Below are 25,494 nucleotides of genomic sequence, written 5' to 3' on the forward strand. Positions count from 1 at the left end.
GCCGTGACAACGAGGACGCATTATAGGGAGTTTTCTGAGGCTGGCAATAGTTTTTTGAAAAAAAATGTTCAACAGCATATTTAATAATCAGAGCATCGATTTTAGCGCTATTTATAAACATTTATTGCTCAAAAAACATATCAAATAGATACTCTTCTCTTTGTTCTGTTCATTTACCTTTAAAAACACAAAACTGCAGGCATAAAAAAAGAGGTCTATTCAGGCCTCTTTTTCAATTTAATGACATCTTCTATATATCATTACTATATATAAAGATACTTTATGACTGTTTTGCAATGATCTGATTGTCATCTAAGTCCAAGATAATTTCTTTACCCGGAACTAATTTACCCGACAAGATATCTTGCGCTAATGGGTTTTCAACCTCTTGCTGGATAGCACGTTTCAATGGACGAGCACCATAGATTGGGTCGAATCCAACTTCACCCAGTTTTTCTAATGCTGCTCCCGTAATAGTCACGTGATAACCACGCTCTTCTAAACGCTGATACAAACGACGTAATTGAATTTGAGCAATAGCGGCAATATTCTCTTTACCTAATGGATGGAATACCACTACCTCATCAATACGGTTAATAAATTCAGGTCTAAAGTGGTGACCAACAACATCCATAACAATAGTTTTCATTGCCGGATAATCAAGGGTACCGAAGCGCTCTTGAATTAAATCCGAGCCTAAGTTTGATGTCATAATGACTACGGTATTACGGAAATCAACGGTTCTACCTTGTCCATCTGTTAAACGGCCATCGTCTAATACCTGTAATAAAATATTAAACACATCAGGATGCGCTTTTTCTACCTCATCTAATAAGATGACAGAATAAGGACGGCGACGAACAGCTTCTGTTAGGTAACCACCCTCTTCATAGCCCACATATCCTGGAGGCGCCCCCACTAAACGTGAAACAGAGTGTTTCTCCATAAACTCAGACATATCGATACGCACCATCGCATCATCACTATCAAACAAGAAATCAGCGAGCGCTTTACACAACTCAGTTTTACCAACCCCGGTTGGCCCTAAGAATAAGAACGAACCAATTGGGCGATTTGGATCTGATAATCCAGCACGGCTACGACGAATTGCGTTAGAGACAGCATTTACCGCCTCATCTTGGCCGATAACGCGTCTATGTAATTCCTGTTCCATTCTTAACAGTTTTTCACGCTCCCCTTCTAACATTCTAGACACAGGGATACCTGTCCAACGCGCTAAGATTTCTGCAATTTCAGCATCTGTTACTTTGTTACGTAACAGTTTCATATGCTTATCTTCAGTTTTATTGGCTTCAGCAAGTTGTTTTTCTAAAGTAGGAATTTGACCATATTGGATCTCTGACATTTTTGCCAAATCACCACTACGGCGAGCCTGCTCTAGTGCAATACGCGCTTGCTCTAATTCTGCTTTTATATGCTGAGTACCAGTAAGCTCTGCTTTTTCTGCTTTCCACTCTTCTTCTAAGCTAGAATACTCTTTCTCTTTTTCTGCAAGTTCTTCATTTAACATAGCTAAACGTTTTTTACTTGCATCATCAGATTCTTTTTGCAGTGCTTGCTGTTCAAGTTTTAGCTGAATAATTCTTCTATCCAGTCTATCTAATGCTTCTGGTTTTGAATCCATCTGCATACGTAGACTTGCACCAGCCTCATCGATTAAGTCAATTGCTTTATCTGGCAACATACGATCAGAAATATAACGATGAGACAAAGTAGCTGCTGCTACAATCGCCGGATCCGTAATTTGTACATGGTGATGCAATTCATAACGCTCTTTTAAACCACGCAAAATGGCGATGGTATCTTCTACCGTAGGCTCCGCCACATAAACTTTTTGGAAACGACGCTCTAAAGCCGCATCTTTTTCAATGTATTGGCGATACTCATCTAATGTAGTGGCGCCGACACAGTGTAATTCACCACGTGCCAAAGCAGGTTTCAACATGTTCCCTGCATCCATCGCACCATCAGCTTTACCAGCACCAACCATAGTATGTAATTCATCAATAAACAGAATGACACTACCTTCCTGTTTAGATAAATCATTTAATACCGCTTTTAAACGCTCTTCAAATTCACCACGATATTTAGCCCCTGCTAATAAAGACCCCATATCAAGTGAAAGCACACGTTTATTTTTTAAACCTTCAGGAACTTCTCCATTAACGATCCGTTGAGCTAAACCTTCAACAATCGCGGTTTTACCTACACCAGGCTCACCAATTAATACTGGGTTATTTTTAGTACGACGTTGTAATACCTGGATTGTTCTTCTTATTTCTTCATCACGTCCAATAACGGGGTCAAGCTTGCCTTGTTCTGCTCGTTCTGTTAAATCAACAGTATATTTTTTCAATGCTTGACGTTGGTCTTCTGCATTTTGATCGTTCACTGTTTCTCCACCACGTATTTTTTCAATGGCTAATTCTAAACTGGCTTTGTTAGCTCCGGCGGCTTTTAGCATATCAGCAACCTGACCACCGCTTTCCATGGCAGCTAAAAGAAAAAGTTCTGATGAAATAAATTCATCACCTTTTTTCTGAGCTAACTTATCGCATAAATTAAGATGTTTAATTAAATCGTTTGAAGGGTGAACTTCTCCACCAGCACCTTCCACTTTTGGTAATCGAGATAATGCATCATTAATTCTTTCATTAAATTGTGAGGCATTAACACCTGTGGATGTTAATAGTGGGCGAATAGAGCCACCTTGTTGATTAAATAACGCACTCAGTAAATGTATGGGTTCTATAAATTGATTATCGTTCCCAAGTGCCAATGACTGGGCGTCTGCGAGAGCTTGCTGGAATTTATTGGTTAATTTATCCAGACGCATAACACCTCCAAGTAAAATTCGATTTAAAATTTATCACTGGAGAATAGATGAGGTCATTTAGACAATATTCAAGCTCAAAATGACAATTTTGAGCAAAAATATTTGCCTATATTTGGGATAAGGAAGAATAAACGTTGGAGAGCGTCTATTTGATCCAGATTAATGAGGCCATACGTCCGGTAGTATGTTCACGTCGATAGGAGAAAAAGCGTGATTTATCGCTAACAGTACAAAAGTCCCCACCATAAATCTGATTTACCCCACTTTCCTGCAGAATTATTCTCGCTAACATATAAATATTAGCTAAGTATTTGCCATTGTGGGAAATAAATGCGCTATCAAAGGCAATATTTTTTTCTACAAAAGCGAGACGGACTTCTGCTCCTACTTCAAAAGCATTAGGGCCTATTGCTGGCCCTAACCACGCCATAATCTTCTCATTAGAGGCTTTAAATTGAGCGAGTGTCTGTTGTAATACACCTTGGCAAAGCCCGCGCCATCCACCATGGGCAGCGCCAACTTCCGTTCCATCAATGGTACTAAATAGCACAGGTAAACAATCTGCGGTCATGATAGCGCACACCTTATTAGCACTAGAGGTGTAAAGGGCATCGCCTTCAACGGTATGATTGTCTTGATTATCCAAATTGACCACCTCAATACCATGAACCTGTGTTAACCATAATGGCATTTCAGGTAATTGAGCTTGTTGACAAATGATACGTCTATTTTGTTCTACCAATAGCGCATCATCGCCCACATGCGCCCCTAAATTAAGGCTGTCATAAGGTGGCAAACTAACACCGCCAGTTCTTAATGTGCTACATGCGCCAATATTGTCAGGCTGTGGCCAATTAGGATAAATCAATGAGGTCATTTACCAGTCCATTTCATCTTTAAACTGTTCTGCGTCCACTTTTAGTACGCGAATAAGTTCTACCATATCATCAGGCAACGGTGCATGCCATTCCATTTCAATTCCGGTAATAGGATGATAAAGGCGTAACATTGTGGCATGTAGTGCTTGTCGGTCAAAGCGACGTAACGTCTCACGAAATTCTTCACTAGCCCCTTTCAAAGGACGCGGTCTACCACCATACAGTTGATCACCAATTAATGGATGATGGATATGAGCCATATGGACACGAATTTGGTGAGTTCGACCGGTTTCTAGACGCAAACGTAAGCGGGTATGGGCACGGAAATGTTCCATAACACGATAATGCGTCACCGCAGGTTTTCCCATTGGGTGCACTGCCATATGGGTACGTTTGGTGGGATGTCGAGAAATTGGCTCATTAACCAGCCCTCCTGCTGTCATCCTTCCTGTTGCAACCGCTTCATATTCACGGGTGATTTCGCGACGCTGTAATGCTTCTACCAAGTGAGTTTGAGCAGGAACTGTTTTTGCAACAACCATCAAACCTGTTGTATCTTTATCTAAACGATGAACAATACCAGCGCGGGGAACATTAACAATCTCTGGATAACGATAAAGAAGTGCATTTAATACGGTGCCATCAGGATTACCTGCACCGGGATGAACAACAAGATCTCTTGGTTTATTAATCACCAAAATATCATCATCTTCATAGACGATATTTAACGGAATATTCTGAGGCTCCCAACGAACATCCTCTTCGATTAAGGCATCGACTTCAATTTTTTCACCGCCAAGCATTTTTTCTTTTGGCTTATTGATGATTTTATCGTTAACCTGCACTCTATTGTCTAAGATCCACTCTTTTATGCGTGATCTTGAATAATCAGGGAACAATTCGGCCAAAGCCTGATCTAAGCGTTGACCCAGCTGTGAATCTGCGACTGTAGCATTAAGTCGTATTTGTTGAGACATAAATAGTTTCTATATTAAGTTAGTATTTTGACGGCACAGCCGTTTCATTTAAAATGAGTTATAGTATAACCGATTTCAGGGAGCTTCACGGAGAGACTCCCAAACCTATTCAGAGGATAATCAATACGTGATGAGACGCATGAAATACCTAGTGGCAGCGGCCACTGTAAGCCTGTTACTTTCTGGCTGTTCTAGTTCAGACAAAGACGCAACTGCTGATATGTCTCCTTCTGAGCTTTATGCAACAAGCCAAGAAAAATTGCTAGATGGCAATTATGGAGCGGCTATCAAACAACTGGAGTCTCTCGATAATCGCTATCCTTTTGGTCCTTACTCACAACAAGTTCAGCTTGATCTGATTTATGCTTATTATAAATCAGCTGAGTTACCAATGGCGATTTCCGCTATTGACCGCTTTATGCGATTAAACCCAACCCATCCAAATATTGACTATGTTCTATATATGCGTGGGTTAACCGCTCAGGCATTAGATGATAGTGCATTACAAGGATTCTTTGGTATTGATCGCTCAGACCGTGATCCTCAGCATGCAAGAGTGGCTTTCAAAGACTTTAGCCAGTTAGTTCGCTACTATCCTGATAGCCTCTACACAGCAGATGCCACAAAGCGTCTTGTTTTTCTTAAAAACCGTTTAGCGAAATATGAACTCTCTGTTGCGAAATTCTATACCAAACGAGGGGCTTATGTCGCGGTTATTAATCGAGTTGAACAAATGATGCGTGATTATCCAGATACCGAAGCTACACGTGAAGCGCTTGTGTATATGGAAAATGCCTACAAAAAACTAGGCTTAACTCAAGAAGCAGATAAAGTTGCCTCACTGATTGCAGCCAACCCTGCTTAAACATTTTTACTATCAAAAACAGCAGCCTAGCGCTGCTGTTTTTTTATGCTAATTCAAAGGCTAAAAACTTACTTTTCATCAGACCAACCCTCTTAATATGAACGAATAAACACGACTCTACAAGCACTCTTTTTCAGCTATTTATCATTTGTCACGTTTCTATTACTTGTTATATAAACTTCTAACAAAAAGTGATCTTGATCATGTTTTAAATTGTGTATCACGATATTCTGAACCTATCCAAGATGGAGTAATAAAGAGGTAACTATATGATTATAAATATCACTAGCAAACAAATGGACATTACCCCAGCACTACGTGAACACATTGAAAGCCGTTTAACTAAACTTAACAAATGGCAGGTAAATTTAATCAACCCTCATATTATTCTCACTAAGGATCCAAAAGGTTTTAGTGTTGATGCAAGTATTCATACTCCGAATGGACAACTTGTAGCAAACGCACAACATGTTGATATGTATGCGGCAATTAATGATCTCTTGGCAAAATTGGAACGTCAATTAAATAAAGTTCAGCATAAAAATGAGTCTCGACGTGCGGCCAATAGCTTAAAAGAAGAAAATTTACTCGTAAATGAAATATAAGTAGTGAAGCTTGATTAAAAATTAGAATAATTCACTGACTCAAAACGCCTCTGCGCATCCTCGTGATGCGCTTTTTATTGTATTTTTCTTGACTCCTCACCCATCATCATGTTTGATAGCTATATGTTAAATAGTTAATCAATCCATATAATGATGACTCACTCTTTTTTGCCATTCTTCTTTTTCTTTTTACTCTATTCTTAAAGAGGCTTTGTTTATTTCAGAAAGAAAAGTAAGAACGACAATAGCCTCCAAAAATGGAGGCTTTTTTATTTAAAATGGTACGATACAAAAGTATAGGGCACTAACATGGAAAAACTCGATTTATTAGCAATCAGAGATAAAATCACTGCGCTAGATTCTGAACTACTTTCACTATTAGCTCAAAGACGCCAATTATCGACTGAAGTTGCCCAATTTAAATTAAATACCCACCGCCCTATTCGAGATAAAAACCGTGAGCGTGAACTGCTTGAACTATTAATCGAAAAAGGGAAAAACGTTGGATTAGATGGCTTTTATATCAGCCGTATTTTCCAAATGATCATCGAAGATTCGGTGCTCACGCAGCAAGCCATTTTACAGCAACACCTTAATGCTACTGCAAATGAATCTGCAAGAATTGCTTATTTAGGCCCTAAAGGTTCTTATTCTCATATTGCCGCTCGCCAATATGCAGCCCGCCATTTTGATACTTTTGTTGATTGCACTTGCCATAAATTTGAAGATATCTTTACACTGGTAGAAACAGGACAAGCGGATTACGGTTTACTACCTATTGAAAACACCAGCTCTGGTGCAATTAATGATGTTTATGATTTACTACAAACGACCTCGCTGTCGATTGTTGGCGAAATTCGTATTCCGATAAACCATGCTTTATTAACAGCAGTTAAGAGTAGCCTAGAAGAATTACACACTATTTATAGCCATCCGCAACCCTTCCAACAGTGCAGTCACTATTTAAATCAATACCCTCACTGGAAAATTGAATATTGTGAAAGCACAGCTGCGGCAATGGAAAAAGTTGCATTAGCACAATCTCCCCATGTAGCCGCTATTGGCAGTGAAGCTGGCGGATCGCTTTATAATTTAACACCACTTGCTAGTAATTTAGCTAATCAACAAATTAATGTTACTCGTTTTATTGTGATTGCCCGTAAACCTATTGATGTATCAGAACAAGTACCTGCAAAAACCACCTTTTTAATGGCAACGGGGCAACAAGCAGGGGCATTAGTTGATGCTTTGATTACCTTAAAACAATACAGCATTATTATGACTAAATTAGAGTCTCGCCCAATAAATGGTACACCTTGGGAAGAGATGTTTTATATTGATGTGCAAGCTAATTTACGGGATATCAATATGCAAAAAGCATTACATGACTTATCAAAAACATCTCGTTCACTCAAAGTATTAGGATGCTATCCTTCAGAAAATATTGTACCCGTTGAAATACAATAGTTTATTATCCTACTTTATAACCAAAAGCCAGATAGCTTATTGTTATCTGGCTTTTCTACTTTTATGACTCTATTCCCACAATAATTTAGCTAATTATAAAAAACCATACATAGCAGCAAATACCCAGCCAAAAATACAAGAAACAGTGACACCAATTAATCCCGGTAAAATAAAGCTATGATTAATAACAAAACGACCTATACGTGTTGTTCCTGAACGGTCAAATTGGATCGCAGCTAAATCACTGGGGTAAGTAGGAAGAATATAATAGCCATAACACGCCGGTGCTGAAGCAACAATATAGGCAGGATCAATACCAATACCTAAAGCCAAGGGGACTATTGCGGCTAATGCGGCGGCTTGTGAATTAACAAACTTAGAAACAAGTAATAAGACAACGGCATAAGCCCAAGGATACTCACGAACTAATTGTCCTAATGCAGCTTCTATTTCTTTCATATGTGCAGAGAACATGGTTTCTGCCATCCAAGCAATACCATAGACCGCAACAATGGCTATCATACCGGAGCGAAAAACTTCATTTTTAGAAATAAGTGAAGGATTAGTTTTACAAATAATAATAATAGAAGCGCCCGCTAATAACATAAACATTTGAATAACTAATACCATAGATAATGGTTTATTATTAAATACGGGACGTAATTCAGAAAATGCACCTAATACAGCAACAACCGCAATCGCACCTAAGAATATCCACATTGCTACCCAATTTTTCATTGGTAATTTTTTATCTAACAATGTTGCAGTATCACCATAAACGTAATCATGATTCTCTGGTACGGAAATAAAATCTTGGAAGCGCTGATCTTTATCTAACTCTTTACCTCTAAACCAGCTAAAAATCCCAATGGCTAAAATACCAATAAAGGTTGATGGAATGGTAATCGCTAATAAATCTAAAAACTCAAGATGCTTACCATTAAAAGTGACATTACCTAACATTGCCACTAAGGTGACGACCGCAACAGATACGGGACTTGCGATAATTCCCATTTGTGAACCAATGGTACTGGCTGCCATCGGTCTTTCTGGACGAATATTATTTTTAATCGATACATCATAGATAATAGGCAAAATGGTATAAACCACATGTCCAGTACCACATAATATAGTCAGGGTACAGGTAACGAGAGGTGCAACAATAGAAATATACTTCGGATTTTTTCTTAATAATTTTTCAGCTATTTGCAACATAACATCTAAACCACCTGATGCTTGTAATGTTGCAGATGCAGAGACAACAGCAATAATCACTAACATTACATCGACAGGCGGTTTACCCGGAGGTAAATTAAAAATAAAGACTAAAATAACCAGCCCCACTCCGCCTAATAGACCTAATGCAATTCCCCCTTTCCTTGCTCCATAAAATAAACAAACTAATATAATGGCTAGTTGTATTATAAAATCCATCATTAACCCCTTAAAAAACGCATCGGAATAGAAATAAAAAATAATACAATTAAATCGTTAGCACTTTTTGCAAAAAAACAACGTCGACCAATATAATTTACGGCATCTGTTATAGGTATTTTTTTGATCGTTGTTATAGTTTTAATATCCGTTAATTATTTTATGCAAATTTAAGATCTCACCAACAAATAGCTTAAAAAGAAAAGACATTCTTGAACATTTATCATTAACTAATTAAACCCATAGACAACAATTACATAACAAATAAATTAAAAATAATATAATGTTGTCATTATTAGGTGATTACTAAAAATAGAAATTTCATTCATTTTTTCTAAATGTATATTGGTTTTATTCATTGTGAATATTGAATAAGTAAGGAATAGATATGCATACAATTATCATGCTACTGCTAGGTTTGAGCTATTTGAATTTCGTTGATAGTGCTCATAAAGGAAAAGGCTATTACTCCTATTCATTAGATCACCATATAAGTTCAACTCGCTGTACCGTAAGCCCATGCCCCGATCCGAAAGATTATTAAGTTATACCTATCAACGTTAGGAGAAGAAAATGAAGAAATTAATTATTTTTATACTATCAAGTTTATTCGCTTTTTATGCTAGCGCTTATACTTGGGATAATAAAATCAAAGATACCAGCACTGTTAATCAGTATTGTCAACATAATAGCAATACTCAACAATCTACTCGCTGTGTTTGGCCCCCTTGTGATGATGAGTGGTAATATTTATCGCAAGATATAACATATAAAATAAAAAACGAATAACATAACCTGTCATTCGTTTTTCTTACTATAAGTATTAGGTATAGCGTTTATGTATATTTATACTAAATCCGGCTATCATTGGCTTTTTGTAATAACGCACCACTCTCTTTCATAAATTGTGAAGCATAATCACCGAACCAATCACTTACATTATTAAATGAGCCAATAAATTCATCTTTTGTGTTTATATCTAATAAGGCTATAGCTTCACCTAATGAATGATGATATCTACGGATCAAGTTAATGTTTTCTTGTGAAGATAAAATAATATCGGCATATAATTGTGGATCTTGAGCAAAGAGCCTACCAATCATCGCTAGCTCTAAACGATAGATGGGAGAAGATAATCTTAATAAACTGGCTAAATCGACATTCTCTTTCACCAAATGTTGCCCATATGCAAAAGTAGTAAAATGTCGCAATGCTTGGATAAAACTCATATTTTTATCGTGCTCTTGTGCAGTAATAGCCTCTACTCTTGCTCCCCACACCATAAGTTGCTCAAGCAACCACTCAAAATGTGATAAATCTCGCCCTTCACAATAAGCGATAACTTGTTTTGCTAAACTTGGCACATCTGGACCAAACATTGGATGTAGTCCTAAAACAGGGCCATTATGTGCTTTTAACATCGCCTCTAAAGGCGCTTGCTTGATTGAGGCTAAATCTACCAATAAACAATTTTCTGGCAAGGGCGGTAATTGCTCAATAACATCAACCGTTAAATGGATTGGGACACTGATTATCACCATACCGGCATCCGCAAAAATAGCCGGAGATTTACTTTGCCACTCATCCGCTTCAAGACTTTCCACTTGATAGCCAGAAAGTGTAAAGAGACGAGAAAAAAGTCTCCCCATTTTTCCGTTCCCCCCCACAATGACAATTTTGCCTAATTGGGGATTAAGTGTTTTAAAGCCTTTATCATTTTCTTTGCTATATGACTCTCTCATTACTCGACGTAAAACATCTTCAATTAAATCAGCAGAAATACCCATTTTTTCTGCTTCATTACGCCGAGAAGCAAGCATTGCGGCTTCTCTATCTGGTGCATAGATAGGTAACCCGTGGCGATTTTTAACTTCTCCCACTTCTGCTACCAATTGCATTCTTTTGGCGAGTAAAGAAAGCAATGTTTTATCCACCTGATCAATTTGCTCTCGCAAATTTTGTAATTCTTCAGCCATCTATGCTTGCCTCTTCTTATTAAAGTGTTATTGGGTTAGCTAACTTTTCTTAGTTGCGCTGCACGCTGTGCTAAAACTGGCGAAATTTGCTGATGCAGATTTCTTAACACCGATTCAGTGGTTTCCCAGCTAATACATGCATCAGTAACAGAAACACCGTACTTCATCTCACTACGGGGCTGCTCTGATGACTGATTGCCTTCATTAATATGGCTTTCTAACATAATTCCTGTTATTGATTGATTACCTTTTTTAATTTGCTCAATCACTGAATCAACCACGACAGATTGACGACGAAAATCTTTATTTGAATTACCATGACTACAATCAATCATCAATGATGGTGTTAATCCCGCTTTTATCATATGAGCTTCACATAACGCGACATCTTCTTCATGGTAATTAGGTTTCTTACCCCCACGCAAAATAACATGTCCATCAGGATTGCCTTGTGTTTGTAATAAACAGACTTGTCCTGATTGATTAATGCCCATAAAACGATGTGGCATAGAAGCCGCTTTCATCGCATTAATAGCCGTATCTAAATTACCATCTGTACCATTTTTAAAACCGACAGGCATTGATAAACCTGATGCCATTTCACGATGGGTTTGAGACTCGGTCGTTCTTGCCCCAATAGCTGACCAACTAAATAAATCACCTAAGTATTGAGGATTGTTAGGATCTAAGGCTTCCGTAGCTAAAGGTAAACCTAACTGAACCAACTCTGTTAATAGTTTACGGGCAATATGTAAGCCTTTTTCCATCTCAAAACTGCCATCCATAAACGGATCACTAATTAAACCTTTCCAACCAACTGTTGTACGAGGTTTTTCAAAATAGACACGCATCACAATATACAGACTATCACTTAACTCAGACGCTAAGACTTTTAGACGTTTTGCGTAATCTAACGCAACATCGACATCATGAATAGAACAAGGGCCACATACCACTAATAAACGCGGATCACGACGTTGAACAATTTCAGAAATAGTTTGACGTGATTGAGTAATGGCATGCAGATCATTACGACTCAACGGGTATTTTTGTTTTAACTCTTCCGGCGTAATTAACACCAGCTCTTCGCTGATGTTGACATTATTGAGTGCGTCTTTTTGCATGATCATAATCTTTACCTTTTTTATGTCTGTCATTGTGATTTTTGTGTGTCTAAACGATAAGATAACATGCAATGTAAAGAAATCAATCCATATTTTCAATAAAAAAGGTATAATCGTAATTATATGTTTACATAATAGAGATGTTGTTAGATTTATTTTTATAAATCAATAGATTATAAATATCAAAATAACACAAAAAATGTGACTAAGATAAAATAAAAATAGCAGACTGTAATTTTAATTTTACACCCGCAAGAAATTGGCCTTCACCTAGCAGATGAAACGACTTTATAAGAGATGTTATTTAATGATGAGAAAAATAGGCAAGGAGGTGAGTTATTGTCGAGTGCTTATAAAAAGATAGAAGACATTAGAGGAAAGAGAGCAGGTTATAGTCAAAAAAAGGCCAGCTGATGCTGGCCTTTTAACCATAACTTTCGGATGTGCGAAAGCGTATTATTTAGCGTTAAGACGCTCTTTAATACGTGCAGCCTTACCTGAACGCTCACGCAGGTAGTACAGTTTAGCTTTACGAACCGCACCACGACGTTTAACTGTGATGCTATCTACGACTGGGGAGTGAGTTTGGAATACACGCTCAACACCTTCGCCATTAGAAATTTTACGAACAGTAAATGCAGAGTGCAGACCGCGGTTACGAATAGCGATAACCACGCCCTCGAATGCCTGCAGACGTTTTTTAGAACCTTCAACGACCCATACCTTAACTTCTACATTATCGCCTGGACGAAATGAAGGTACATCTTGCTTCATTTGTTCTTGTTCGATTTGTTTAATAATATTGCTCATAATAACTCTCTTACCCTAGGTAAACTGATATTAATGACACTTTGTGTCAGACTTACTCTGCTGTTCTTTGCAAATGTTCCTGCTGGAATTCTGCTAACAGCACTCTTTGCTCGTCAGTCAGAGCTAGGCTTTCCAGAAGCTCAGGTCTTCTTAGCCAGGTCCGGCCCAGCGATTGTTTCATACGCCAGCGATTAATATGAGCGTGATTACCAGACAGTAACACTGCCGGAACCGCCATACCATCTAACACCTCTGGACGAGTATAGTGAGGATGATCCAGTAATCCTTCTGCAAAAGAGTCTTCTTTCGCCGAAGCCGCATGTCCAAGAACACCAGGAACAAAACGTGCTACTGCATCTATCATTATCATGGCAGGGAGTTCCCCACCACTTAATACGTAATCACCAACAGACCACTCTTCATCGATTTCGGTCTGAATGACACGCTCATCTATTCCTTCGTACCGACCGCAAACCAGAATTAATTTCTCATTTGTGGCCAATTCGCAAACACCTTGTTGATCGAGTTTGCGCCCTTGAGGTGATAAATAAATCACCTTTGCACCATCACCTGCCGCAGCTTTTGCTTGATGAATAGCTTCCCTTAACGGTTGTACCATCATCAACATACCGGGACCACCGCCATAGGGGCGATCATCTACTGTATGATGTCTGTCATAAGTGAAATCTCGGGGATCCCAACATTCCACATTCAGCAGACCATGCTTCACTGCCCGACCAGTCACCCCGTACTCGGTTATAGCGCGGAACATTTCAGGAAATAGGCTAATTACCCCAATCCACATTTGCACTGTCCCACTGTTGAGAACCGTTAACCGGAGAATCTAAAAACCAGGATCCCAATCAACGATAATTTTTTTCGCTGAGAGATCGACTTTCTTGATAACCTGCCCATCAAGAAACGGAACTAACCGCTCCCTGACACCGAATGCATCTTTCAGATTTGCTTTGATTACCATGACATCATTTGAGCCCGTTTCCATCATGTCGTTAACGACACCTAAATCGTAGCCCTTGTCAGTTTCTACCTGACAACCCATCAGATCTTTCCAGTAATACTCACCGTCTAGATCAGGAAGTTGTGTAGCACTTACGACAATTTCAAAATTAGTCAAAATATTTGCAGCATCTCTGTCGTCAATACCTTTTAGCTTGACGATAATATCTTGATTGTGGTGTTTCCAAGTTTCTATCTCAATGGATTCCCATTGACCATGTCGTTGAATAAACCACGGTTGATATTCAAAAATGTTTTCGGCATGTTCGGTGGAAGAAAAAACTCTGAGCCAACCACGGATCCCGTAAGGTGAGCCCAACTTACCCATAACAATAGGTTCTACAGGCTCTTTAAAGGTTTTTTGTTCGCTCATTGTTACCACCGCGACAGATTAAGCGCTTTTCTTCGCTGATTTGATCAGGCCAGCAACACGTTCTGAAACAGTTGCGCCTTGAGCAACCCAATGTTCAACACGGTCTACGTCTAAACGTAATTCTTCTGCATTACCGGTTGCCAGTGGGTTATAAAAACCTACACGTTCAATAAAACGACCATCACGCGCATTGCGGCTATCGGTCACGACTACTTGGTAAAACGGACGCTTTTTTGCGCCGCCACGAGCTAAACGAATTGTTACCATAACATCCTCATTAGTTAACAAAACAACCAGACCCCATCGAGGAATGGCGTCCGGTTGTCATATAAAAAGCCCGAAAAGTTTACTCACTTTGGCGAAAAAAGCAATCCAAAGCGACGTTTTTTTCGGACTTTTTGCTTTTAGCGACCTGGAAAGCCTGGTGGCATCATACCTTTCATGCCACGCATCATCTTAGCCAAGCCGCCCTTCTTCATCTTTTTCATCATACGTTGCATATCATCAAACTGCTTTAATAAGCGGTTGACGTCTTGCACTTGTGTTCCCGATCCCATCGCAATACGACGTTTACGAGAACCTTTGATGATTTCAGGTTTTTGGCGCTCTTTTTTCGTCATTGAGCTAATAATAGCTTCCATTTTGACTAAAATTGAGTCGTCCATTTGTGATTTCACCGCATCAGGCACCTGAGACATGCCGGGCATTTTACTTAGCATACTCGCCATGCCCCCCATGTTTTTCATTTGCTTTAACTGATCTAAGAAATCATTTAAATCAAAACCGTCCCCTTTTTTTAGTTTAGTTGCCAGCTTTTCAGCTTGCGCTCGGTCAACTTTACTTTCGATATCTTCAATTAATGAAAGAACATCGCCCATGCCTAAAATACGTGAGGCAATACGATCGGGATGGAAAGGTTCTAATGCTTCTGTTTTTTCACCAACACCGAGGAATTTAATTGGTTTCCCTGTGATATGACGAATAGATAATGCTGCACCACCACGAGCATCACCATCAACTTTAGTTAATACCACCCCTGTTAAAGGGAGTGCTTCATTAAAGGCTTTTGCGGTGTTGGCAGCATCTTGCCCTGTCATTGCATCAACAACAAATAGGGTTTCTACTGGATTGATTGCTTTATGAAGAAGTTGGATCTCCTCCATCATGCCTTCATCAACATGTAAACGACCCGCAGTATCCACCAGCAATACATCATAAAATTGGAGCTGAGCATGTTTTAACGCATTGCTAGCAATGGTGACGGGATTTTCTTGTACCGTTGAAGGGAAAAAGTCAACACCAACCGTTTCGGCTAAGGTTTCCAGTTGTTTAATCGCTGCGGGACGATAGACGTCAGCAGAAACTACTAATACTTTTTTCTTCTTTTTCTCTTTTAAAAATTTACCGAGTTTAGCAACACTTGTCGTTTTACCCGCACCCTGTAAACCAGCCATTAATACCACGGCAGGAGGCTGAGCTGAAAGGTCAAGATCGTTATTGACCTCTCCCATCGCATTTACCAGCTCATTTTGTACAATTTTGACAAATTCCTGACCTGGGGTCAGACTTTTGTTAACTTCATGACCTACTGCACTCTCTTTGACACGTGCAATAAACTCACGAACCACGGGCAAAGCCACATCAGCTTCTAATAAAGCCATACGCACTTCGCGCAGTGTGTCTTTAATGTTTTCTTCGGTCAGTCGGCCTCTGCCGCTGATATTGCGCAATGTGCGCGATAATCTGTCACTTAAATTCTCAAACATTATCTTAGCTCAGTGTTAAAGTTGGGCTTGTCTGTCGTCTATTTTATCGATTATATCACGATGACGCGCAGATCTCTGCATAGAGATTTACGCTTAATGACTTCAATAGTTGGAGCGGAATTCACCTAGCGCTATACTAAGCAATTATGTACCCTATTATGTAAGCGAAACTATGCCCGTTATATCAATCTCTATCGTTGCTGTCTGCGCTTATTTACTCAGTCTGGTGTTTATTCTCCCCAGTTTGCTGAGAAAAGAGCAAAATGGATACCGTGGATTAGCGCTGCTTTTTGCGGTGGTCGCCCTTGTGACCCATGCTATCTCATTAAAATTTTTGATTTTCCGTCCACATAGCGGGCAAAATCTGTCACTCACCAATTTAGGGGCGGTGGTCAGTTTAATGGTCTGCGTTATCATGACCATTGTTGCTTCCCGTGGTAGAGCTTGGTTTTTGCTGCCTATTGTTTATTGCTTTTCCATAGTCAATCTCATTATTGCCGCCTTGATGCCAGGTGAGTTTGTCACCCACCTTGAAAGTAGCACATCGCTCTTTATTCATATTGGGCTTGCTTTATTAAGTTACGCCACTTTGTTAATTGCTGCTTTATATGCCTTACAACTCAGCTGGCTCGACTATCAACTAAAAAATAAGAAACTAAAATTTTCACCACAAATGCCACCATTAATGTCAATTGAACGTAAAATGTTTCATATTACCCAAGTGGGGGTAGTATTACTGACATTAACCTTGTGTACCGGCCTGTTATATATGGATAATATTTTTGGTAAAGAAAATATCCATAAATCAATATTTTCTATTATTGCGTGGTTTGTCTACATCATTTTATTATGGGGACACTTCCGTGAGGGTTGGCGTGGGAAAAAAGTGGTTATTTTTAACCTGATCGGTGCCATTATTTTGACATTAGCTTTTTTTGGTAATCGTTTATTGCAAGAGTTAATGCTTAATTAATCTTTTCATTTTAAGGTAGCAAAAGGAACTCAATTTTGGAGCATGTGTCGACAACAACGCTCATTATCATACTTATCGGTATGATCTTTGCCTCAGCCTATTTTTCAGGCACTGAAACTAGCATGATGACTATCAATCGTTATCGGCTACGCCACGCGGCCAAGCAAGGTAATCGCTCAGCCAAAAGAGTAGAAAAACTATTACAGCGTCCCGATAGATTGATTAGCTTAGTATTAATTGGTAATAACCTGATTAATATTGTCGCCTCCGCTCTCGCCACTATTGTAGGAATGCGTTTATATGGTGATGCAGGAGTAGCTATTGCAACAGGTGTATTAACCTTTGTCATTCTTATTTTTGCTGAGGTACTACCAAAATCTATCGCAGCGCTTTATCCAGAACGTTTCGCTTATCCAAGTAGCGTTCTTTTGTCACCTTTACAGAAAATCATGTTGCCCGTTGTGTGGTTTTTTAACCAAATTACCTTAGTGTTTATGCGCATTTTCGGTATTAAATCCCCCGTAATACAGGGTAATGCGGTATCAAAAGAAGAACTACGCACCATTGTGAATGAATCAAAATCGAAACTGTCACAGCGTAACCAAAATATGTTGATTTCTATTTTGGATTTAGAAAAAGTGACCATTGGCGATATTATGGTACCAAGAAATGAAATTTTTGGTATTGATGTCAATGATGAGTGGAAATCCATTGTCAGACAGTTAACTCACTCCCCCCATGGGCGTATTGTCCTTTATCGTGATACCCTCGATGACGTCATTGGTATGCTACGAGTACGCGAAGCTTACCGTCTTATGACAGAGAAGAAAGAATTTACTAAACAAATTTTGATTAAAGCGGCTGATAAAATCTATTTTATCCCAGAAAGTACACCACTTAGCTTACAACTAGTTAATTTTCAACGTAATAATGAAAAAGCCGGTATTGTCGTCGATGAATATGGTGAAATTCAAGGATTAGTCACTGTTGAAGATATCCTAGAAGAGATTGTCGGTGATTTTACTACCTCAATGTCTCCTTCTTTAGCAGAAGAAGTGATCCCACAAAAGGATGGTTCACTATTAGTGGATGGCACAACCAATATCCGAGATATCAATAAAGCCTTTGCTTGCCATTTACCAGAAAATGAAGCACGAACAATTAATGGGGTTATTATTGAAGAGTTGGGTGATTTACCCGTAGTAGGTGCCAAAATAACGATTGATGGTTATGAATTTGAAGTGTTGGAAGTGCAAGACAATGTGATTAAGAAAGCCTTGATCCGCCATCTTACGCCCTCTCGTCACTAGCGATTATAATAGCGGTTCAGTGTAATTGGCGTTGGCCGTTATGATACTCCCCATCAAATTAAAAGAGACAACAAATCAAGATCAAATAGCTTGAGTTATTGTCTCTTTATCTATATAGCAACTGTAACTAGATTTGTAACTCTTTGAGTTTGTCTTCTGGTAGTGCTAATTCATCATTATGATTAATGCCAATAGTGTGAGATAAAATGTCTCGTGCAATATCTTGAGCTTCAGCTAACGAGTGCATTTCATAAGTCCCGCATTGATAGACATTAAGCTCAGGAATATGGTTTTGATCTTTAACCTTCAATACATCTTCCATAGCTGCCTTCCATGCATTAGCAACACGTTGCTCATCAGGCTGACCAATTAAGCTCATATAAAAGCCTGTACGACATCCCATTGGCGAAATATCGATGATCTCAACACCTTCACCATTTAAGTGATTACGCATGAAACCTGCAAATAAGTGCTCTAATGTATGAATTCCTTTCTCAGGCATGGCTTTTTTATTTGGGACAGTAAAGCGTAAGTCAAAAACGGTAATAGTATCACCAGAGGGTGTTTTCATCGTTTTAGCAACGCGTACCGCAGGTGCAGACATACGTGTATGGTCAACAGTAAAGCTATCCAATAACGGCATAAAAAACCTCCTAAGAAAATTTTTAAATATTTTTAAGAGAACATGAAACTTTCTGCGAGCGCCTCGGTCTTAGTAATGAATACGCGCAAAATGTTATCATCCCTATTTCTCTATAGAATTTATTCAGCCACACAAATTTTAGTGTGGCTTTTTTCTATCTGAGTTTTAAGAAGCCACACCATCATTATTTGGCCCAGCATGGAGCTTCAAATATTCATCGAAAGAAATGGTATCACTCTTTTCTAAGTCTGCCTGACGTTTAATAGATGAAATTCTCTCATGTTCAAAAGCATCATCTGTTAACACTTCATAAGCGGTATTGACTAATTGTTGATGATATTCTTCAGCTAAAGATAGACCATAACCGCCAATACCCTGTGCTTTAATTTTTTCTAATAATCTGCCAGAGAAGGTTAATTGCGGATTATCAAACATTTCCTCTAACTTAAGGCAAACTTCTAGATATTTAGTTCCAGAACAGCTATCTAATACCTTAGCTACGCGCTGTAAGTCAGCAAAAAGCGCTTTCCCCACTTGTGCTAATGGCTCTTTTCTTTCACCACAACCCATGCCAATAACTTGACCTGGCTTACGCCCTTCTAGAATAACGTTATTCCAATTTGCACGACAGCAGGCCAATTCTTCTGCATTCATTTCTGGTGCATCCGCTAATACACACCAAATCAAGAATAAATCTAAGAAACGAATTTGTGTTTCATCAACGCCGATAGGTGTAAATGGATTGATATCTAATGAGCGAACCTCGATATATTCGATACCACCACGTAATAATGCATCAGAAGGTGATTCATCCCCTTTGACAACGCGTTTAGGACGAATAGGCGCATATAATTCATTTTCAATTTGTAATACGTTAGTATTTAATTGAATATACTTACCGTCTTTCTTTACACCTAATTTAGCAAATTCTTCTGACGGTTTATGAATAGCCTTTTTCAAACCTTTCACATAAGTCTCTAGATGATTAAAAGTAATATCTAAATCACTCTGTGACTTATTGGTATAGCCTAAATCACTTAAGCGCAACGAAGTTGCATAAGGTAAGTATTTTGCGCCTTTAGGGGTATTTTCAAAGGGTAAATTGGTTTTTCGACCTTTTAAGAATGAACCACAAATAGCTGGCGAAGCACCAAAGAAAAAAGGAATTATCCAACCAAAACGGTAGTAATTACGGATCAAACGTAAATAACCGTCTGAAATCGCCTCTTTACCTGTTTCTTCATCGGTGATATTTGCCCACGCTTGCCAAAATTCGATAGGTAACGAAAAATTGTAATGCACACCAGAAATAGTTTGCATTAACGCACCATAACGATTTTTCAGCCCTTCACGATATAACGTCTTAAAACGCCCAACATTAGAGGTACCAAATTGCGCTAATGTTATTTTATCTTCGGCTTCAATAAAGCAAGGCATACTCATCGGCCACATACGCTCATTGGTTAAATGACGTGCCGTATAGCGATGCAAATCACTTAAAAAATGTAAGGTGTGATCAATATTATCGTCAACAGGAGTAATAAACTCTAACAGAGACTCAGCAAAATCTGTCGTGATCCACTTGTGAGTGAGTGACTTACCTAGCTCGACAGGGTGTCCTGTAGCCGCTAAATGACCATCAGGAGTAACTCTTAAGGTTTCTCGCTCTATACCACGGTGGATACCACATAAAACTTTAGGATGGGCTTCCAACCAAGAAAGCGCTTTAGATACGTCCGGGATCAAAGGTGACCTCCCGCGTTGGTTAATGTTAATAAGTAGATAACAGTTACTTTATCGCAAAGTCACCAAATTGTCGCTGATTAGATGATATCGGCGTTATTAGTTGATGCGAAACAAATCGATAATATATAAACAATGCAGGAAAGAGAAAAAGCAAAAAGCCCCGCGATAAGCGAGGCTTTAAAGATGGTGCATCCTGGAGGATTCGAACCTCCGACCGCTCGGTTCGTAGCCGAGTACTCTATCCAGCTGAGCTAAGGATGCAGTCGTACTAATTTAACTAAGATAAGCTAACTTTATAAAAAGATGGTGCATCCTGGAGGATTCGAACCTCCGACCGCTCGGTTCGTAGCCGAGTACTCTATCCAGCTGAGCTAAGGATGCACGTTGTTTAATCTTACTCTTTTAATGCAAATTATTCACTATTCGCACCAAAATAAAAACCCCATACATTTAATCATGGGGTTGGAATATGGTGCATCCTGGAGGATTCGAACCTCCGACCGCTCGGTTCGTAGCCGAGTACTCTATCCAGCTGAGCTAAGGATGCAAATCTAAATGGCGGTGAGAGAGGGATTCGAACCCTCGATGCAGCTTTTGACCGCATACTCCCTTAGCAGGGGAGCGCCTTCAGCCTCTCGGCCATCTCACCATATTTAGAACCACTCGAAGAAGTTCTTTGTGAACATCTCGTCTCTGTGTGGCGCACATATTACTTTCTCAGCCTGAGAAGTCAAACAATTTTTCTCAACTTTTTACGAATATAGGTTCGTTTGAACACTTCACAAACAAACTGATGCGTTTATCAGCAAGAAAGGCTAAAAAAGAACTGAATACCATGATATCGCTGATGAAAAATCATTCAAGCATTTTATCTCATCGACGAATAATTTTATTCCCCCTACTAATAATTATGAATCGAATGATAAGCAGTAAAAAGACTTTCAATTCTGTCAATCAGAATAAGCGGATAGTGTAATAATAAATACAGTTCAAAAGAGCGAGGTGAAGAACGAGAAAGAAAATGGAAAGTTCTATAGAAAAGAAAAGCGCCCAGACCCGGCAAAAGTGTGGACGCTTACGAAGAAAGGGTAACTAGCTAAAAATAAGAGATTGCTTAGTAGTTATCTGTGGGCTGAGTTTTCTCGGCCTGAATTCGTTGATAGATCTCTTCACGATGGACAGATACTTCTTTGGGGGCATTTACGCCAATACGTACCTGATTACCTTTAACCCCTAAAACGGTTACGGTTACATCATCGCCTATCATAAGCGTTTCACCAACTCGACGAGTTAGAATAAGCATTCTTTGCTCCTTGAAAATTTACAAGAGTCGGGTCTCTAGAATTTCCCGGCCATTATCCATCATACATTGTCAATTCGTATAATCATTATTTATCACATATAGCCCATACTTCATAACAAAATATAAATTTTGTGATTGATTATTTAACGGATTGTCAATATTACATAAAGCGTTACCCCTAAAAACTAGGGATAACGCTTTTTCAGGTAGCTATCGCTTAAAGATGCGATTCTACCCACTCGTCAACACTCGCTAAAGCAGCGGGTAACGCTTCAACATCTGTACCACCAGCTTGTGCCATATCAGGGCGACCACCACCTTTACCACCGATTTGCTGAGCGACAAAACTAATTAGCTCACCTGCTTTTATTTTAGCAGTCAAATCCTTAGTCACACCGACAATTAAGCTCACTTTACCATCAGAAATAGTAGAAAGTACAATTATTGCTGAACCTAATTGATTTTTTAAATCATCAACCATTGTTCTTAACATTTTTGGTTCAACATTATTCAGTTCACGAACTAAAAGTTTGATACCTTTCACATTCTTAGCTTGGCTTCCTAACGAGGAGCTTTCTTGAGCTGCTTGCTGATCTTTCAGTTGTTGAAGTTCTTTTTCTAATGAACGGTATTTTTCTTGAACCGTTTTAATTTTCTCAACTAAATTACTACCATCACTTTTAAGTGCATGTGCCACAAGAGAAATCAGATCCGATTGCTCATGAACACTTTCAATCGCTGTAGCCCCCGTAATCGCTTCAATTCGGCGAATACCGGCCGCAGTCCCTGATTCACTCATAATGCGGAATAGACCAATATCACCCGTTCTGGCTGCGTGAGTACCACCACAAAGTTCAGTTGAGAAATCCCCCATGGTTAAAACACGAACACGTTCTTCATATTTCTCACCAAAGAGTGCCATCGCACCTTTTTGCTTCGCATCTTCAAGATCCATTAACTCGGTGACAACCGGCGAGTTAAGGCGGATTTGCGCGTTAACAATGTCTTCAATTTCACGTAACTGTTCTGGTTTTACTGCTTCAAAGTGAGAGAAGTCAAAACGCAGATATTTATCGTTAACTAAAGAGCCTTTCTGGGTAACATGAGTGCCTAATACTTGGCGTAATGCCGCATGCAATAAATGCGTTGCTGAGTGATTTAAGCGAATAGCATCACGACGAGCCACATCAATGACTGCATTGATCTTATGATTAACAATAAAAGATCCAGAAATGACTTTACCAATATGACCAATAGCCTTGCCATATTTTTGCGTGTCGGTAACTTCAAACTGGCTATCTTTGCCAATCAGAAGACCTTTATCACCTACTTGGCCACCAGACTCAGCATAAAAAGCCGTTTTATCTAAGAAGATAATCCCTTCTTCACCTGCTTTAAGCTCAGTGACTGTTTGACCATTATGGAAAATCGCATTAATAGTACCTTGTTGCTCATTATGGTCATAACCTGAGAAATCACTGCGACTATCGACTTTAATCAGTTCGTTATAGTCAGTACCAAAACCGCTAGATTCACGAGCACGTTTACGTTGCTCTTCCATTGCCAGTTCAAAGCCTTCTTCATCAACTTTGATATTTCTTTCACGGCAAACATCCGCAGTTAAATCTAATGGGAAACCATATGTATCATAAAGACGGAAAGCCGTTTCACCCGCTAAAGTATCACCGGTTAATTTTTCTAGCTCTTCATCTAATAATTGTAAACCGCGCTCTAAAGTACGTGCAAACTGCTCTTCTTCCGTTTTAAGTACTTTTTCAACGATTTCTTGTTGATTCTTAAGTTCTTTACCGGCTTCAGCCATTACATCAATAAGCGGTGCAACGAGTTTATAGAAGAAAGTATCTTTCGCACCTAACATATAACCATGACGTACAGCACGACGGATAATACGACGTAGCACATAGCCTCGACCTTCATTAGAAGGAATGACACCATCACAAACAAGGAAAGAACAAGAACGGATATGGTCGGCAATCACACGTAATGATTTATTTGCTAAGTCTGTCGCATTAGTCACTTCAGCAACGGATTTAATGAGTGCGCGGAATAAATCAATATCATAGTTAGAGTTAACATGCTGTAGTACAGCAGTAATACGCTCTAATCCCATTCCCGTATCAACAGAAGGCTTCGGCAATGGATCCATTGTACCATCTGATTTACGGTTGAACTGCATAAAGACGATATTCCAGATCTCAATATAGCGATCACCGTCTTCTTCAGGTGTCCCTGGCGGTCCCCCCCAAATATGATCACCATGATCGTAAAATATCTCAGTACATGGACCACAAGGCCCCGTATCTCCCATTTGCCAGAAGTTATCTGAAGCAAATGGTGCGCCTTTATTATCACCAATACGAATAATGCGCTCAGCTGGAACACCAACTTCTTTATTCCAGATATCATAAGCTTCATCATCAGTGGCATAAACGGTTACCCAAAGTCTCTCTTTAGGTAAGTTAAACCACTCTTTGCCAGTTAATAATTCCCAGGCAAAGTTAATTGCATCATGTTTGAAATAGTCACCAAAACTAAAGTTACCTAACATTTCAAAAAATGTATGGTGACGTGCTGTATAACCCACATTTTCTAAATCATTATGTTTACCACCCGCGCGCACACAACGTTGCGCGGTTGTCGCTCGGGAATAAGGTCGGTTGTCCAATCCAAGAAATACATCTTTAAATTGGTTCATCCCTGCGTTTGTAAACAGCAATGTTGGATCATTATTTGGAACCAAAGAACTGCTTGGTACTATTTGATGTCCTTTAGTATGAAAAAAGTCGAGAAACGCCTGACGGATCTCAGCGGTGCTTTTGCTCATAATTATCCCGAAATCAAGCTGGAAAAACAGAAATTAGAAATCTAGTTAGAGGAGGTTTAGTTTTACCTCTACTTAGCCAACGAATACATAAGTAGGGATAAGATAGAATTTCTTCGCTCAGAAGTAAAACCCCCGATAAACTTATTCGAGTTGACATTGTAAATCGTCTAGTAGTTTTCTGAAAGTAGCAACATACTTCAAGATAGGTCGTTTTAACCAAATCGAGGCGAATTTTGTAAGATATGAGAAGGTAATGACGATAATTTCATAATAAAACTATTAAATAATTTTTTCGTCATTTTTAGTTTATTATCAATAGCATTTTGCTCATTTGCTCGCAACAGCTATCCTAAATCTGTATTATCAAAAAAAGCCAATATTCCCATTACACATTTAATTTTTCTGAATAAAAATCCCGCCAGAATCATTTAACTAAATATATTTACTGATAAATTTAAAATAATAAAGTAGCAAAAATCCATTTCTCTCGTAGTCAAAGAGATTGATTATCTATATAGATAGATG

General features: G+C 39.0%; 22 protein-coding genes, 4 tRNA genes and 1 other annotated feature. Of the genes, 7 read left to right on the plus strand and 19 right to left on the minus strand.

The genetic code is table 11. The features are described from left to right. Nucleotides 1-280: 280 nt before the first annotated feature. The 3 genes from clpB to rluD all read right to left on the minus strand — a co-directional run bounded on the left by clpB (nucleotide 281) and on the right by rluD (nucleotide 4,712). Entirely contained in the window at nucleotides 281-2,857 is a 2,577-nt protein-coding gene (gene clpB / locus AACU98_RS10375; protein ID WP_004244758.1) for an ATP-dependent chaperone ClpB, read from the minus strand. Between the two features lie 145 nt (nucleotides 2,858-3,002). After that, a complete protein-coding gene (yfiH, locus tag AACU98_RS10380) occupies nucleotides 3,003-3,734 on the minus strand; it encodes a purine nucleoside phosphorylase YfiH (RefSeq protein WP_161735891.1) in 732 nt (243 codons plus the stop codon). After that, nucleotides 3,735-4,712: a 23S rRNA pseudouridine(1911/1915/1917) synthase RluD gene (gene rluD / locus AACU98_RS10385; RefSeq protein WP_004244761.1), complete on the minus strand. Its 978-nt coding sequence runs from the start codon at nucleotides 4,710-4,712 to the stop codon at nucleotides 3,735-3,737. It lies immediately after the preceding gene. Nucleotides 4,713-4,842: 130 nt separating this feature from the next. On the opposite strand from rluD, the gene bamD reads away from it, so the two are divergent. The 3 genes from bamD (at nucleotide 4,843) to pheA (ending at nucleotide 7,649) form a co-directional block, all read left to right on the plus strand. After that, nucleotides 4,843-5,577, plus strand: coding sequence for an outer membrane protein assembly factor BamD (gene bamD / locus AACU98_RS10390; RefSeq protein ID WP_012367573.1), 735 nt, complete (start codon nucleotides 4,843-4,845; stop codon nucleotides 5,575-5,577). Between the two features lie 269 nt (nucleotides 5,578-5,846). After that, a complete protein-coding gene (gene raiA / locus AACU98_RS10395; RefSeq protein WP_004244763.1) occupies nucleotides 5,847-6,182 on the plus strand; it encodes a ribosome-associated translation inhibitor RaiA in 336 nt (111 codons plus the stop codon). Nucleotides 6,183-6,337: 155 nt separating this feature from the next. Continuing rightward, nucleotides 6,338-6,456, plus strand: a sequence feature (Phe leader region). A gap of 35 nt (nucleotides 6,457-6,491) precedes the next feature. Then, nucleotides 6,492-7,649: a bifunctional chorismate mutase/prephenate dehydratase gene (gene pheA, locus AACU98_RS10400; RefSeq protein ID WP_004244764.1), complete on the plus strand. Its 1,158-nt coding sequence runs from the start codon at nucleotides 6,492-6,494 to the stop codon at nucleotides 7,647-7,649. A gap of 93 nt (nucleotides 7,650-7,742) precedes the next feature. On the opposite strand, the gene AACU98_RS10405 is transcribed toward pheA, so the two are convergent. Beyond that, nucleotides 7,743-9,083: an anaerobic C4-dicarboxylate transporter gene (locus AACU98_RS10405; RefSeq protein ID WP_036973372.1), complete on the minus strand. Its 1,341-nt coding sequence runs from the start codon at nucleotides 9,081-9,083 to the stop codon at nucleotides 7,743-7,745. A gap of 388 nt (nucleotides 9,084-9,471) precedes the next feature. Here AACU98_RS10405 and AACU98_RS10410 point away from each other — a divergent pair, with 388 nt between their 5' ends. Together AACU98_RS10410 and AACU98_RS10415 are read left to right on the plus strand one after the other, a co-directional pair. Then, entirely contained in the window at nucleotides 9,472-9,627 is a 156-nt protein-coding gene (locus AACU98_RS10410; protein ID WP_004247407.1) for a hypothetical protein, read from the plus strand. Nucleotides 9,628-9,656: 29 nt separating this feature from the next. After that, nucleotides 9,657-9,830: a hypothetical protein gene (locus tag AACU98_RS10415; protein WP_004244766.1), complete on the plus strand. Its 174-nt coding sequence runs from the start codon at nucleotides 9,657-9,659 to the stop codon at nucleotides 9,828-9,830. A gap of 104 nt (nucleotides 9,831-9,934) precedes the next feature. Here AACU98_RS10415 and tyrA read toward each other — a convergent pair whose 3' ends face one another. From tyrA to ffh, 7 genes are all read right to left on the minus strand, one after another. Next, on the minus strand, nucleotides 9,935-11,059 hold the full coding sequence (gene tyrA / locus AACU98_RS10420; protein WP_004252261.1) for a bifunctional chorismate mutase/prephenate dehydrogenase: 1,125 nt from the start codon (nucleotides 11,057-11,059) through the stop codon (nucleotides 9,935-9,937). Nucleotides 11,060-11,094: 35 nt separating this feature from the next. Next, on the minus strand, nucleotides 11,095-12,189 hold the full coding sequence (locus AACU98_RS10425) for a 3-deoxy-7-phosphoheptulonate synthase (RefSeq protein ID WP_004247405.1): 1,095 nt from the start codon (nucleotides 12,187-12,189) through the stop codon (nucleotides 11,095-11,097). 450 nt (nucleotides 12,190-12,639) lie between these two features. Then, nucleotides 12,640-12,993 carry a 50S ribosomal protein L19 gene (gene rplS / locus AACU98_RS10430; protein WP_004244769.1) on the minus strand — a complete coding sequence of 118 codons (354 nt, stop codon included), beginning with the start codon at nucleotides 12,991-12,993 and terminating at the stop codon, nucleotides 12,640-12,642. Between the two features lie 52 nt (nucleotides 12,994-13,045). Further along, complete coding sequence (trmD, locus tag AACU98_RS10435) at nucleotides 13,046-13,798, minus strand: tRNA (guanosine(37)-N1)-methyltransferase TrmD (RefSeq protein ID WP_004244770.1); 753 nt, start codon at nucleotides 13,796-13,798, stop codon at nucleotides 13,046-13,048. A gap of 39 nt (nucleotides 13,799-13,837) precedes the next feature. After that, nucleotides 13,838-14,383 carry a ribosome maturation factor RimM gene (gene rimM / locus AACU98_RS10440; RefSeq protein ID WP_004244771.1) on the minus strand — a complete coding sequence of 182 codons (546 nt, stop codon included), beginning with the start codon at nucleotides 14,381-14,383 and terminating at the stop codon, nucleotides 13,838-13,840. An 18-nt stretch (nucleotides 14,384-14,401) separates the two neighbouring features. Beyond that, complete coding sequence (gene rpsP / locus AACU98_RS10445) at nucleotides 14,402-14,650, minus strand: 30S ribosomal protein S16 (RefSeq protein ID WP_004244772.1); 249 nt, start codon at nucleotides 14,648-14,650, stop codon at nucleotides 14,402-14,404. A gap of 137 nt (nucleotides 14,651-14,787) precedes the next feature. Further along, nucleotides 14,788-16,149 (minus strand): signal recognition particle protein, encoded by a 1,362-nt coding sequence (ffh, locus tag AACU98_RS10450; protein ID WP_004244773.1) that lies wholly within the window; start codon nucleotides 16,147-16,149, stop codon nucleotides 14,788-14,790. A 172-nt stretch (nucleotides 16,150-16,321) separates the two neighbouring features. Between ffh and AACU98_RS10455 the strand changes: the two genes are divergently transcribed. Then, nucleotides 16,322-17,122: a cytochrome C assembly family protein gene (locus tag AACU98_RS10455; protein ID WP_004244774.1), complete on the plus strand. Its 801-nt coding sequence runs from the start codon at nucleotides 16,322-16,324 to the stop codon at nucleotides 17,120-17,122. 35 nt (nucleotides 17,123-17,157) lie between these two features. Next, nucleotides 17,158-18,432, plus strand: coding sequence for an HlyC/CorC family transporter (locus tag AACU98_RS10460; RefSeq protein ID WP_004247404.1), 1,275 nt, complete (start codon nucleotides 17,158-17,160; stop codon nucleotides 18,430-18,432). A 127-nt stretch (nucleotides 18,433-18,559) separates the two neighbouring features. On the opposite strand, the gene luxS is transcribed toward AACU98_RS10460, so the two are convergent. The 8 genes from luxS to alaS all read right to left on the minus strand — a co-directional run bounded on the left by luxS (nucleotide 18,560) and on the right by alaS (nucleotide 24,969). Beyond that, a complete protein-coding gene (gene luxS, locus AACU98_RS10465) occupies nucleotides 18,560-19,075 on the minus strand; it encodes an S-ribosylhomocysteine lyase (protein WP_004244776.1) in 516 nt (171 codons plus the stop codon). A gap of 165 nt (nucleotides 19,076-19,240) precedes the next feature. Beyond that, nucleotides 19,241-20,821 carry a glutamate--cysteine ligase gene (gene gshA / locus AACU98_RS10470; protein ID WP_004244777.1) on the minus strand — a complete coding sequence of 527 codons (1,581 nt, stop codon included), beginning with the start codon at nucleotides 20,819-20,821 and terminating at the stop codon, nucleotides 19,241-19,243. A gap of 184 nt (nucleotides 20,822-21,005) precedes the next feature. After that, nucleotides 21,006-21,082 (minus strand) — tRNA-Arg (locus tag AACU98_RS10475). Between the two features lie 43 nt (nucleotides 21,083-21,125). Next, nucleotides 21,126-21,202, minus strand: a tRNA-Arg gene (locus AACU98_RS10480). An 89-nt stretch (nucleotides 21,203-21,291) separates the two neighbouring features. Further along, nucleotides 21,292-21,368: transfer RNA gene (locus AACU98_RS10485), tRNA-Arg, on the minus strand. A 9-nt stretch (nucleotides 21,369-21,377) separates the two neighbouring features. Beyond that, nucleotides 21,378-21,470 (minus strand) — tRNA-Ser (locus AACU98_RS10490). Between the two features lie 465 nt (nucleotides 21,471-21,935). Beyond that, nucleotides 21,936-22,124 carry a carbon storage regulator CsrA gene (gene csrA, locus AACU98_RS10495; RefSeq protein ID WP_004244778.1) on the minus strand — a complete coding sequence of 63 codons (189 nt, stop codon included), beginning with the start codon at nucleotides 22,122-22,124 and terminating at the stop codon, nucleotides 21,936-21,938. A 217-nt stretch (nucleotides 22,125-22,341) separates the two neighbouring features. Further along, nucleotides 22,342-24,969 (minus strand): alanine--tRNA ligase, encoded by a 2,628-nt coding sequence (gene alaS / locus AACU98_RS10500; protein ID WP_004244779.1) that lies wholly within the window; start codon nucleotides 24,967-24,969, stop codon nucleotides 22,342-22,344. Nucleotides 24,970-25,494: the final 525 nt, after the last annotated feature.

This window comes from Proteus sp. G4380 (assembly GCF_963885725.1).
Lineage (GTDB): Bacteria > Pseudomonadota > Gammaproteobacteria > Enterobacterales > Enterobacteriaceae > Proteus > Proteus mirabilis.

Bases quoted from the DNA above. Each gene is read 5' to 3' on its own strand.
- clpB (WP_004244758.1), bottom strand. From the start codon at position 2,857: ATGCGTCTGGATAAATTAACCAATAAATTCCAGCAAGCTCTCGCAGAC.
- yfiH (WP_161735891.1), bottom strand. From the start codon at position 3,734: ATGACCTCATTGATTTATCCTAATTGGCCACAGCCTGACAATATTGGC.
- rluD (WP_004244761.1), bottom strand. From the start codon at position 4,712: ATGTCTCAACAAATACGACTTAATGCTACAGTCGCAGATTCACAGCTG.
- bamD (WP_012367573.1), top strand. From the start codon at position 4,843: ATGAGACGCATGAAATACCTAGTGGCAGCGGCCACTGTAAGCCTGTTA.
- raiA (WP_004244763.1), top strand. From the start codon at position 5,847: ATGATTATAAATATCACTAGCAAACAAATGGACATTACCCCAGCACTA.
- pheA (WP_004244764.1), top strand. From the start codon at position 6,492: ATGGAAAAACTCGATTTATTAGCAATCAGAGATAAAATCACTGCGCTA.
- AACU98_RS10405 (WP_036973372.1), bottom strand. From the start codon at position 9,083: ATGGATTTTATAATACAACTAGCCATTATATTAGTTTGTTTATTTTAT.
- AACU98_RS10410 (WP_004247407.1), top strand. From the start codon at position 9,472: ATGCATACAATTATCATGCTACTGCTAGGTTTGAGCTATTTGAATTTC.
- AACU98_RS10415 (WP_004244766.1), top strand. From the start codon at position 9,657: ATGAAGAAATTAATTATTTTTATACTATCAAGTTTATTCGCTTTTTAT.
- tyrA (WP_004252261.1), bottom strand. From the start codon at position 11,059: ATGGCTGAAGAATTACAAAATTTGCGAGAGCAAATTGATCAGGTGGAT.
- AACU98_RS10425 (WP_004247405.1), bottom strand. From the start codon at position 12,189: ATGATCATGCAAAAAGACGCACTCAATAATGTCAACATCAGCGAAGAG.
- rplS (WP_004244769.1), bottom strand. From the start codon at position 12,993: ATGAGCAATATTATTAAACAAATCGAACAAGAACAAATGAAGCAAGAT.
- trmD (WP_004244770.1), bottom strand. From the start codon at position 13,798: ATGTGGATTGGGGTAATTAGCCTATTTCCTGAAATGTTCCGCGCTATA.
- rimM (WP_004244771.1), bottom strand. From the start codon at position 14,383: ATGAGCGAACAAAAAACCTTTAAAGAGCCTGTAGAACCTATTGTTATG.
- rpsP (WP_004244772.1), bottom strand. From the start codon at position 14,650: ATGGTAACAATTCGTTTAGCTCGTGGCGGCGCAAAAAAGCGTCCGTTT.
- ffh (WP_004244773.1), bottom strand. From the start codon at position 16,149: ATGTTTGAGAATTTAAGTGACAGATTATCGCGCACATTGCGCAATATC.
- AACU98_RS10455 (WP_004244774.1), top strand. From the start codon at position 16,322: ATGCCCGTTATATCAATCTCTATCGTTGCTGTCTGCGCTTATTTACTC.
- luxS (WP_004244776.1), bottom strand. From the start codon at position 19,075: ATGCCGTTATTGGATAGCTTTACTGTTGACCATACACGTATGTCTGCA.
- csrA (WP_004244778.1), bottom strand. From the start codon at position 22,124: ATGCTTATTCTAACTCGTCGAGTTGGTGAAACGCTTATGATAGGCGAT.
- alaS (WP_004244779.1), bottom strand. From the start codon at position 24,969: ATGAGCAAAAGCACCGCTGAGATCCGTCAGGCGTTTCTCGACTTTTTT.